A 9,246-nucleotide genomic window follows, 5' to 3' on the forward strand; every position below is an offset into this window, starting at 1 on the left:
GAACAGATCACTGGCTAGCCCAGGGGGCTGAGACATTAGTGCATGCGTGGCGTTGGCGCTACCGCCGGGGTAAGCGTCGCCGGGTTGGGTGGCGGGAGGCAGGACTGCGAGGCGGCTGGACTATAGGAAGCGGCATAAGATCAATTTGCGGTCGTTCCGAGTGATGGCACAAAGGTCTGCAATGGATCATTCCTTCGCCTTCAGCAGGATTCGGTACTCGAGCGGCGCCTTCAGCAAGGAGTCGATAGCGCCATAAATTGCCGCTTGCTGGCCCACGGCTGAACAGGCGAAGTCGGATCCAAACCGGACATTCGCCAAGGGCAAGCCGAATGACCAATCTTGGCACCCGGGCTTGCGACTGTCGGCATGCCCCTCAGGCGAACGCTCGCGATGTTCGCCGCCAATCGAGAAGACTCCATCAATCTGCATCACCTAACCAGGTGGATGGAAATTTCAGCGTCTTGCCCCAAAGTCTCCAGAAGTGTTCTGGCTGCCCGCAGGTCGGCTGTGTCGACGTCTTCCGCAAACCAGGAATGGACCGGTACGAGGACACCGAGCGCGTCAGAATGACGTCCTCGGTCAGCATACAGACGGGCAAGGCTTGTGGCGGCGCGAAGCTCCCACGACCTGGCCTTCTGGGCCTGCGCGATTTCAACCGCTCTGCGAAATTCATTCTCCGACTCTTCGATTTCCCCGCTTCGCAGGAGAGAGCGCTTCTGCGAAATGCCCGAAACGGGCCGTCTGAAGGATTCGCTGGTTGATCTTGTCCGTGCCGGCAATCCCGCTGCGCATGAGGTCGAGGCCGTCGCGTTGCTCCATACGTCGAAATAGAGCCAGACCGCGGTAGAAGCGTCCCCATGATATGTAAGACCGCTGGTCGTGCTCCACGCAAAAGTTGAGGGCCTCTTCCAGGTCGGCGCCTCCCTCGGGTCGCCCTTCCGGGAAGAAGCTGTCAAACGGCTTGCAAAACTGACCCCGATCGCCGTCCAATTTTGACCCCCATTATGTAATGCGCGGCGGTCAGCGTTCGCCCGGGCGGAGCTGGTTTGGGTTGCGCAGCCCGGGCGAGTGCGGACAGCGCTTGGCAGCTTGATGGGGTGATCAGGCGCGGTTCTTGAAGCGCCAGGACTCGTTTCCGGTCTCGATGATCTCGCAATGATGAGTGAGACGGTCGAGCAGCGCTGTCGTCATCTTGGCGTCGCCGAAGACGGCGGGCCATTCGCCGACCGCCAGATTGGTGGTGACGATGATCGAGGTCCGTTCATAGAGCCTGCTGATCAGGTGGAAGAGCAATTGCCCGCCGGCCTGGGCAAAGGGCAGATAGCCGAGTTCATCGAACACGAAGTCGAGCCGGGTGAGGTAGTCGGCGATACGGCCCTGCTTGCCGCCGCGGTGCTCGGTCTCGAGCCGGTTGACGAGATTGACGACGTTGAAGAAGCGGCCACGTGAGCCGTTGCGGATCAGGGCGCGGGCAATGGCGATTGCCAGATGCGACTTGCCGGTTCCGGTGCCGCCGATGAGCACGGCGTTGCGCTGGTCGGCGACGAAGGTGCCGTTGGCAAGATCCCGGACCAGCACTTCGTTGACCGGCGTGCCGTCGAAGTCGAACTCATCGATGTCCTTGGCGATCGGCAGCTTGCCGACAGTGAGCTGGTATTTGATGGAGCGGGCCTGCTTCTCGGCGATCTCGGCCGACAGCAGATCGCCGACGATCCTCGGCGGCTCGTGCTGGCGCTTGATGCCTGTCGCCATGACCTCGTCATAGGCGCCGCGCATCCCGTAGAGCTTCAGCGTCCCCATCAGTTCCAGAACCTGCGTGCGTTCCATCAGCTCGCCCTCCTGAGGCTGTCGTAGCGGGCGCAGTCGGCTTGCGGCTCGTGTTGCAGGGGAAGAGCGTCCGGGGTGAGAATGGTAACGGCCGGCGCCGGATCGCGCCGCCGCCAGGATGTTGATGATGACGGCGGATGAGCAGACATTCTGATCGAGCGCTTCCTGGCAGGCAGCCTCCACGGCATCGATGCCGTCGATCAACACCGTGGCCAGGATCGATACCATCTGCCGATCGCCGTCATGCGCCGCCTTCAATCTGCGTCGGATATGCTCCATCGCCGAGGGCAGAACCCAGCCCTCCGAAGGCAGAGATCACAAGTTCGAATCCTGTCGGGTGCGCCAAGGTTTTCAATCACTTACGTCCTTTTCACGGGCTGCCTCTGGTCCGTCCCACACTGCTTTGCCACACAAGCGGCTTTTGGCAAGTTGGAAACGTCAGGGGCGTGGCTCCGGCGAGCGAAGATCGGCGCCTGCGGGAACGGGAACCAAAGAGGTGACGGTTCGTTCACTTGTTTCGGTTATTTCGGATATTGCGATTGTTGATTCGCGGTGCTATATCCGTTGAACACAGGGAAGACGACCATGACAACGCTGCTCGAACGACCGATATTGCCTTCGGCCGACGACGCCGAATTGGCTGCGCAGGCCAGCCGCCACCTTTCTAGAGCCAAACACGAGGGCGCTGAATTGCGCGTTCAAGTGGATGGAGGAGAGATGCTGCGCCTTCCTAAGGCAGTGAATGATCTTCTCTATCATTTACTGACCGAAATGGCGCAGGGTAACGCCGTTACCCTGTTCCCAATCCATGCCGAATTGACGACACAGGAAGCCGCTGACTATCTGAACGTGTCACGTCCTTATCTTGTTCGACTTCTCGAGGAGGGCAAGGTGAAGTTCCACATGGTAGGAACTCATCGTCGAGTTAAGTTCCGTGATTTAGATGCGTTCCGCAAGTCAACTGAGGAAGAGCGTCAGCGTGTAATGGACGAACTAGCTGCCCAAGCGCAAGACTTGGGGATGGGCTATTAGGAAGTCCAGTTACACCGTCATTCTTGACGCCTGCGCACTGTACCCAGCCCCGCTGCGAGACTTCCTCATGGAGCTCGCAGCGGGAGGGCTGTTCCGTGCGAAATGGACCGAGCGCATTCATGACGAATGGATTCGTAACGTCCTTAAGGACCGCAAGGACCTTAAGCCAGAGCAGTTGTTGCGGACGAAGCAGCTGATGAATCAGGCTGTACCTGACTGCTCGGTCGAAGGCTACGAGGATCTGATCGAAGGCCTGAAGCTCCCAGACGGTGATGACAGACATGTTCTTGCAGCCGCCATCCACGCGGCTTGCGACGCCATCATCACTTTCAATCTAAAAGACTTTCCGCGAGACTACCTAGCCAAGTTCCAGCTAGAGCTCCTGCATCCGGACGAATTTCTGTTCCATCAGTTCGAGCTGAATACAGCTGCGGTCGTTGTGGCGGCGCAACGCTGTCGCGCGCGCTTGAAAAACCCTCCTAGGACGGCAGAGGAATACCTCGACACGCTCGAACGGCAAGGGCTCACCAAAACCGTGGCCGAGCTCCGACACTACGCGGCCGTCATTTAGTCGCAGCCGTGCGCACTCGGCACATTAACACAGCGTCTCGCATGCCACGCCGTCGCCATCACGATCCAGCTTCCGGCCCCACTTGCAGTTGCTGAGATACCATTGGGCTTCGTCGCAGGAACTGATCTGGGAACAGGTTCGCCGCGGCTCGCATGAAAAGCCGCTCTGCGCAATCAACTTGCGGCTGACGAGGCCAAGCGGCTGGCTGGGCGTCGCGCCATCGGCGTGCGCCGCACGCCATTCCCAGGGCGCCTGAAACGTTCCGACCCACAGACCGACCTTGGCCGCCTCTGCCTTTGCTTGCTGCTCCGCGTACGCGCCGTGGCTGTAGCGCGGCCAATCCAGCGCCTGGCCGTGCTCGACCATCAATGAGGCGACACTGGAGCCGTCCGCCCGCCGGCAGTCGCCCACAAAGCGGCCGTAGCGATCCCAAGTTACGAAGGTGCATTGAATCGGCCTCGAGACCGCCAAGAAGCTGTCGAGCGCTTCGGCGGCACGGCGCCCGCACGGATACTCAGAACCCTTCGCGTCGTTGCAGTACTGCCGGCTTTCTGGTGCATCGATGCCGTTAAACCGGATGCGCTGGCCGTGGATCTCGATCGTATCGCCATCCATGACAGACGCGACGCCGGCGATCGGCGCCGGCTTTGATCCGGTCCGGTTTGATACCTTGAGCTCGGGCACAGGATCGCTATGTTGCATGATGAGCGGCGTCCATATGCCGCCATCGCCGCCAAGGTCACGAACACGAGCCGCTTCGGAACGCCAGCCAGTTGGCGCACGCGCCCCAGCTTACACCGCTGGTCGGTTCGACCATTATAGCGAGACTTGCCCAACCCCTGTCCCCTCTTGAGGGGCAGAGTGCTTCTAATTGAGGGCCAAGTCCATAGCCGACGGCGGTCGGGCCTCTTGGGCCGCGGCGCACCGCACTCACCCAGGAACGCGCCGGCCTCTCCGATCGTTAACTGCTTTTGATCGAGCCGCCGTCATGCCGTCCACCTCCATACGCAAAACGGAATACGACCCGGATAGCAAAACTCTCTCGGTATGGTTCGTCGCCAGTGGCAAACGGTACGAATTCGAGGACGTGCCACCGGACACTTACGCCGAATTCCGAGCCGCCTTCGCGAAGGGTCGCTACTTCAACGACCACATCCGCAACAACTTTCGCTTCCGTCTGGTTGGGAGCGATTAGCTGCCCGGGACGCCTGGTCTGTCGGCGGCCGAATTCCGTCCTTCGCCGCGCCAACCGGCGGTTGGTAGAGGCTTTGCCACTGTTGCTTCTAAAGTTGCCTTACGGTCCGCCCCGCACCGGGCAAGCCCGACCGCGCCCACCCCACCTGGTGCAAAGGCGCTTGATCGGTCCCGCCGCCCTGGCAAGTGCGGCGGGATTTTTTGCGGTCAGTTGGAACACCGGCGCGCGGGGAAGGTTCGGTGCACGCAGCAAATCCTCCCCTCACACAATATTGCTGCACGATCGGTAATGGCATCCGATCTGCCCGCGTCTCCTCCCTCCAGAGACGCGGGCTTTGAGCTTCGCGGAACCGAACGTTCAAAGGTTATTGAATCGGGTTGGTGTGGCGTGGGGTTTGTATGAAAGGGGCGAGGCTCGCGTTTATCCGTCCGATGGAGCCCAAGCTGGTCGCAAAGCCACCCGAGGGTGAACACTGGATTCACGAGATCAAGCTCGATGGCTACCGAACCCAGATCGTCATCAACAGCCCTGACGATATTCGCGCCTTCAGCAGCAGCGGAGCGGATTGGCGAGGAAATACACCGGCATCATCGAGGCGGCGCGGGATCTCGACGTCAAGAGCGCGATCTTTGAGGGCGAGGCGATCGTCACGGGCGTGAATGGCCTGCCCGATTTCGACGCACTACAGAAAGCCGTCCACAGCGATCCCTACGCCACGATCCTCGGCGCCCTCGACATCATGCATCTTGACCCACGATCTGCGCGACGTTGGCTGCAAGGCGCGCCGGGAAATTCTATTTGGCATTATCAGGCCGAACAGCCGCGTCCAGTTCAGCGAGTCCATACCTGGCGATCTCAAGGCGCTGTTCTATCTCGCGGATCAATCCAGCCTGGAGGGGATCGTCTCAAAGCGGGCCGACAGCAAATATCGCAGCGGCCCGACCAGCGACTGGCTGAAGACCAAGAGTTTCGTCGTCAACGAATATGAGCTGATGGGCGTCGAGCGTGAGCCGGGCAAGGCGGCATTCGCCTTGCTGGCGGCGAAGCCCGGTACCGGAAAATATGTCGGTTCGGCCTTCATCAGCTTGGGGCGCGACATGAAGGAACGGGTCTGGAAGCGGGTCCATGAACATGCCGGACCACCTCCGGAGGGCGTCAAAAAGCGACCGGCAACGCAGTGGGTTGGGCCAGGCGTGAAGCTGCGGATCAAGCACCTTCGTGGCATGCACAAGTGTATACGGCACGCTTCGCTGCTTGGCTTCGGCGACGATCCGGAGCGTCCCGGAAAATAATGACGAGCCGCTTCGCTGCGGGTCAATCAAGTAACCGATACAATCCGCTGATTGATTTAATTCGTTGTCACGACGAGGCCAAGCGTTGCCTTCGATATCGGCTCTCAGTCCAACACGGAAGCAAGCGAACCTCAAACGCAGTCTGTCTCACAACACTGCTCTGGCTACAGCCAAGTTCAATTCATCAGTCTCGTTGCAGAATTCGTTGTCAATAAGTCACTTGCGCCAGCAAGATAAATCGAGCCATTGCCGTTCATCTCGATCCGGTTGACCACAAAGATGCGAGGCTTACTGTCGGTCGACAATGCACCGCCACCTGTAAGAAAAAGCTTTTGTGACGGCAGATAGACTATACCGCCTAGATCTGTATCGCCACCGCCAATGAGCGTGGAGGTTCTCTCCACGCCTTGGGGTTTTTGAGCTAGCGCGATCCCCATCCACGGGCCGCTGGTCGGCGCCGTCAGGCGTAGCTTGGCGCCGGCCTGCATTGTGGTGGTGGCCTGATCGTCGAGTAGAACGATGGTGGTACCGTCAGCTGCATCGAGAACCGCGCCGGAGGAGAGCGAAAGCCCTCCCGTCCTGATAACATACGTTCCCGCGGCAAGATTGACCACCGCTCCGACCGATAGAATGAGCCCTCCACAAAAAGTGCCGGGAACGAGATTTGCGGTGGCGTTTTTGATCACCAGGTTATTGTAGGTGCAGACATTGTCTGTTGGCCAGACCAGTCGAGAGATAATGGGATCTGCCAGCTCTTTCTGATTAAAAAGCGGTTGAGGGTTGAAGCCGGCAGACGGCCCGGAGGGGCCGACGACTGACGTCACCAATGTCCTGATGGACGATGCGCCATTCGTGGCTAGCGCAGACACCGATCTTGAATTCACCTGCGCAACGCATTTCTGGCCATTTATCGATGAAGACCCCGAATTCGACCATGCGTTCGAGGCGGACCGATCTAACACGAGAAGACAGACTGGGTATCGCGGATAGGCAATCGCGGTTGCGCTTCGGCTAATATCAAGTTTATCGACGCCAAGGATTGCCGAGAAGGCCAATTCCTGCGGTTGGTGCAATACAACCGTCACGATTGTGGGATTGGTTGATCCAACCGTCTGGTGGGCGTCACCGCTATAGGGACTTCGCGTGGCCACAAAGGTGGGGCTGGCGAAAGTATCAACGTTCTCCTGACGCTGTTCCGACGTCATATCGCTGCTGTTCGCGCTTGCCACGGCCAACTGAAGGGCCGTGGAGTCGGCTCCCTCCTGCAACTGTTGGGCAGTTCGGCTCACGCGCGCAAAGTCTATCGCCACTCCGACGCCCAAAAGCACGACCGGCAAGACCAACGCAAACACCACGGCGAGGTTGCCGCGTCCTGAACGCCAAAATCGTTCGGTCACCCGCATGGAAGCCCCCTTCATTTAGGTGGGACTAACCTAGAGGCAGCATGTTGAGGGTCCGTTTCGCGAGCCGGTAAAGTTGTCTCGATCGCAAATCAGCTTGCGGGGAGCAGCTGAATCAACGTCTCAAATTCACCACGATGACGCCGCCGAGCGCCAGTGCGCCGCCGTCTGGCGCCGGTCTGGCGATCGTCAAGGCCGGCCGGCACGCATCATGGCGCGAGCGATGGCGAGCTGTGCCTCGACCTTGGCATTTTCCTTCTGGGTCATGTGTCGGCCGCGATCAGCCGCTTCAACGACCGCATGATCTCCCCGCGCGTCCATCCCGCCTCGAGCATGCAATCGACGATCACCTGAAAGCCCGGTTCCATCGCCTCCTGGTAGTCGATCTCCCGGTCGACATACTCATTCTGTCGTTTCGGCGCTCTGATCATGATCGAACTGGCGTCGGACGGCCGAACTGCGTTTGATATTCCCTTGGGCTGATACCCGTGCGTTTGCGGAAGTGATGTCGCAGCGCATCCGCTGAACTCATGCCCACGGCGGCGGCGATCTCTTCGATGCTGTGGTGGCGACCAATCAGGAGCTGCTTCGCCTCCTCAAGGCGCTCGGACACCAGCCATTCGCCTGGAGGCGATCCCGTCGCTTGGGTGAAGCGTCGTATAAAGGTCCGCACGCTCATGTGGGATTCCGATGCCATTCGCTCCAGCGTCCAGGCGCCGCCGAGTTCAGCCCTCATCTTGTCCAGCAGTGGCGCAACTTCTGACCCACGCCGTGTCGGAACAGGTCGTTCAAGGAATTGCGCCTGCCCACCGGTACGGTGCGCCGGCATTACAAGCATTCGAGCCGTGGAGTGCGCCTTTCGGCCGGCATGCAAGGAAATCATCAACACTCATCCAATCAACGGGTTTGTGTCGGCGTCTGGCTGGCTGAATTCCACATATAGATGCAGTTCGTCCGGCAGGAAGACGACCCTCCACAATCCTTTGATGTCATTGGCAAGGTTGTAGGCGAGGACGGTCAGGGCGGGGCACTCCTTTCGCCGTGGAGCGTGCCTATCTCACGGGAAAATTCCAACACCAGAAGTTAGTATTGACGCTCGCGCTTTCTCAGAAATCCAACGTCCGCGTGATGCCGAAAGGTGCAGCTAGCTTTTTGTGTATCTCGATTGGGAACACGGGACCGCCGCGAAAGTTCGGTGCACGCAGCGAATCCTCCCCTCCAGGTGTTGCTGCAGATCGGTATCCCGATCGGCCCGCGCTCCCCGCAAGGGCGCGGGCCTCGGCCTGTGGTGCTCATGCCATCTACTTCGATCCGCAAGATGGAATATGATCTGGATAGAAGGACCCTCTCGGTATGGTTCGTCGCCAGCGGTAAACGGTACGAGTTTGAGGGGGTACCGCCGGAAACCTTTGCCGCGTTCCGGGCCGCGTTCGCCAAGGGCCGCTATTTCAACGACCACATCCGCAACAAATTCCGCTACCGTCTGGTTGCGAGCGATAGCGACCCGGGATGACCTGACCTGCCGGCGGCTCAATCGTCCTATCGCTCCAACCGGCGGTTGGTGGACGCGTTGCCGCTGTTGCGCTTAGGGTTGGTTACGGTCCGCGCTCACCTGGCAAGCCCAACCCCCCGCATCCCCCCGCCTGGTGCAAAGCGTTTGATCGGTCCCGCCGTTCTGGCAGTGCGGCGGGACTTTTTTGCGGTCCAGGTGGAGCATCGGCGCGCGGGGAAGGCGCGGTGCACGCAGCACCCTTTTCTCATCCAACGTACGTCGGTGGCGCGCTGAAGGGTCTCAACGTCGGTCTGCCGCCGGAGCTCAACTAGCTGGACTATTGCTCGACCGGAAGCGGCTCGTGCTGCGGCTCAGCGTGGTGGAAGACCTGTCCAAGATCGCGCGCGTCGAACGTTTGGCCGCAGACTGGGCAGTAG

General features: G+C 59.9%; 10 protein-coding genes and 2 pseudogenes. 5 read left to right on the forward strand and 7 right to left on the reverse strand.

From position 1 onward, the window contains the following. Positions 1-186: 186 nt before the first annotated feature. The 3 genes and pseudogenes from NKJ28_RS23680 to NKJ28_RS23690 all read right to left on the reverse strand — a co-directional run. The gene (locus NKJ28_RS23680) at positions 187-429 is read right to left on the reverse strand and encodes a hypothetical protein (RefSeq protein ID WP_352637158.1); all 243 of its coding nucleotides are present in this window, start codon (positions 427-429) and stop codon (positions 187-189) included. A gap of 672 nt (positions 430-1,101) precedes the next feature. Continuing rightward, positions 1,102-1,827 carry an IS21-like element helper ATPase IstB gene (gene istB, locus NKJ28_RS23685; protein ID WP_352637160.1) on the reverse strand — a complete coding sequence of 242 codons (726 nt, stop codon included), beginning with the start codon at positions 1,825-1,827 and terminating at the stop codon, positions 1,102-1,104. Further along, a pseudogene (locus tag NKJ28_RS23690) lies at positions 1,827-2,136 on the reverse strand (IS21 family transposase); the annotation flags it as partial. The pseudogene NKJ28_RS23690 and the gene istB, both read right to left, overlap by 1 nt. A gap of 276 nt (positions 2,137-2,412) precedes the next feature. Here NKJ28_RS23690 and NKJ28_RS23695 point away from each other — a divergent pair. Then, positions 2,413-2,859 carry a helix-turn-helix domain-containing protein gene (locus tag NKJ28_RS23695; protein WP_352496483.1) on the forward strand — a complete coding sequence of 149 codons (447 nt, stop codon included), beginning with the start codon at positions 2,413-2,415 and terminating at the stop codon, positions 2,857-2,859. Beyond that, entirely contained in the window at positions 2,855-3,430 is a 576-nt protein-coding gene (locus NKJ28_RS23700) for a VapC50 family PIN domain-containing toxin (RefSeq protein ID WP_502899172.1), read from the forward strand. The genes NKJ28_RS23695 and NKJ28_RS23700 overlap by 5 nt, the downstream gene beginning before the upstream one ends. Before the next feature lie 24 nt (positions 3,431-3,454). Here NKJ28_RS23700 and NKJ28_RS23705 read toward each other — a convergent pair whose 3' ends face one another. Beyond that, positions 3,455-4,132, reverse strand: coding sequence for a thermonuclease family protein (locus NKJ28_RS23705; RefSeq protein ID WP_352637162.1), 678 nt, complete (start codon positions 4,130-4,132; stop codon positions 3,455-3,457). Positions 4,133-4,418: 286 nt separating this feature from the next. On the opposite strand from NKJ28_RS23705, the gene NKJ28_RS23710 reads away from it, so the two are divergent. Both NKJ28_RS23710 and NKJ28_RS23715 read left to right on the forward strand, forming a co-directional pair. Continuing rightward, the gene (locus NKJ28_RS23710) at positions 4,419-4,625 is read left to right on the forward strand and encodes a KTSC domain-containing protein (protein WP_352456115.1); all 207 of its coding nucleotides are present in this window, start codon (positions 4,419-4,421) and stop codon (positions 4,623-4,625) included. 746 nt (positions 4,626-5,371) lie between these two features. Next, complete coding sequence (locus NKJ28_RS23715; RefSeq protein ID WP_352637163.1) at positions 5,372-5,917, forward strand: hypothetical protein; 546 nt, start codon at positions 5,372-5,374, stop codon at positions 5,915-5,917. Between the two features lie 176 nt (positions 5,918-6,093). Here the strand turns inward: NKJ28_RS23715 and NKJ28_RS23720 are convergent, their stop codons facing one another. From NKJ28_RS23720 to NKJ28_RS23730, 3 genes and pseudogenes are all read right to left on the reverse strand, one after another. Next, positions 6,094-7,320 (reverse strand): pilus assembly protein TadG-related protein, encoded by a 1,227-nt coding sequence (locus NKJ28_RS23720; RefSeq protein ID WP_352637164.1) that lies wholly within the window; start codon positions 7,318-7,320, stop codon positions 6,094-6,096. A 186-nt stretch (positions 7,321-7,506) separates the two neighbouring features. After that, a pseudogene (locus tag NKJ28_RS23725) lies at positions 7,507-7,748 on the reverse strand (hypothetical protein). Beyond that, positions 7,745-8,053 carry a helix-turn-helix domain-containing protein gene (locus NKJ28_RS23730; RefSeq protein ID WP_352637166.1) on the reverse strand — a complete coding sequence of 103 codons (309 nt, stop codon included), beginning with the start codon at positions 8,051-8,053 and terminating at the stop codon, positions 7,745-7,747. Before NKJ28_RS23730 ends, NKJ28_RS23725 begins: the two are co-directional and overlap by 4 nt. A gap of 558 nt (positions 8,054-8,611) precedes the next feature. On the opposite strand from NKJ28_RS23730, the gene NKJ28_RS23735 reads away from it, so the two are divergent. Then, on the forward strand, positions 8,612-8,830 hold the full coding sequence (locus NKJ28_RS23735; protein WP_352637177.1) for a KTSC domain-containing protein: 219 nt from the start codon (positions 8,612-8,614) through the stop codon (positions 8,828-8,830). Positions 8,831-9,246 lie beyond the last annotated feature (416 nt).

This window comes from Mesorhizobium sp. M0145 (assembly GCF_040322355.1).
Lineage (GTDB): Bacteria > Pseudomonadota > Alphaproteobacteria > Rhizobiales > Rhizobiaceae > Mesorhizobium.

Excerpts from the sequence above, each read along its gene's own strand:
- NKJ28_RS23680 (WP_352637158.1), bottom strand. The coding sequence starts at position 429 with ATGCAGATTGATGGAGTCTTCTCGATTGGCGGCGAACATCGCGAGCGT.
- istB (WP_352637160.1), bottom strand. The coding sequence starts at position 1,827 with ATGGAACGCACGCAGGTTCTGGAACTGATGGGGACGCTGAAGCTCTAC.
- NKJ28_RS23695 (WP_352496483.1), top strand. The coding sequence starts at position 2,413 with ATGACAACGCTGCTCGAACGACCGATATTGCCTTCGGCCGACGACGCC.
- NKJ28_RS23705 (WP_352637162.1), bottom strand. The coding sequence starts at position 4,132 with ATGCAACATAGCGATCCTGTGCCCGAGCTCAAGGTATCAAACCGGACC.
- NKJ28_RS23710 (WP_352456115.1), top strand. The coding sequence starts at position 4,419 with ATGCCGTCCACCTCCATACGCAAAACGGAATACGACCCGGATAGCAAA.
- NKJ28_RS23720 (WP_352637164.1), bottom strand. The coding sequence starts at position 7,320 with ATGCGGGTGACCGAACGATTTTGGCGTTCAGGACGCGGCAACCTCGCC.
- NKJ28_RS23730 (WP_352637166.1), bottom strand. The coding sequence starts at position 8,053 with ATGAGGGCTGAACTCGGCGGCGCCTGGACGCTGGAGCGAATGGCATCG.
- NKJ28_RS23735 (WP_352637177.1), top strand. The coding sequence starts at position 8,612 with ATGCCATCTACTTCGATCCGCAAGATGGAATATGATCTGGATAGAAGG.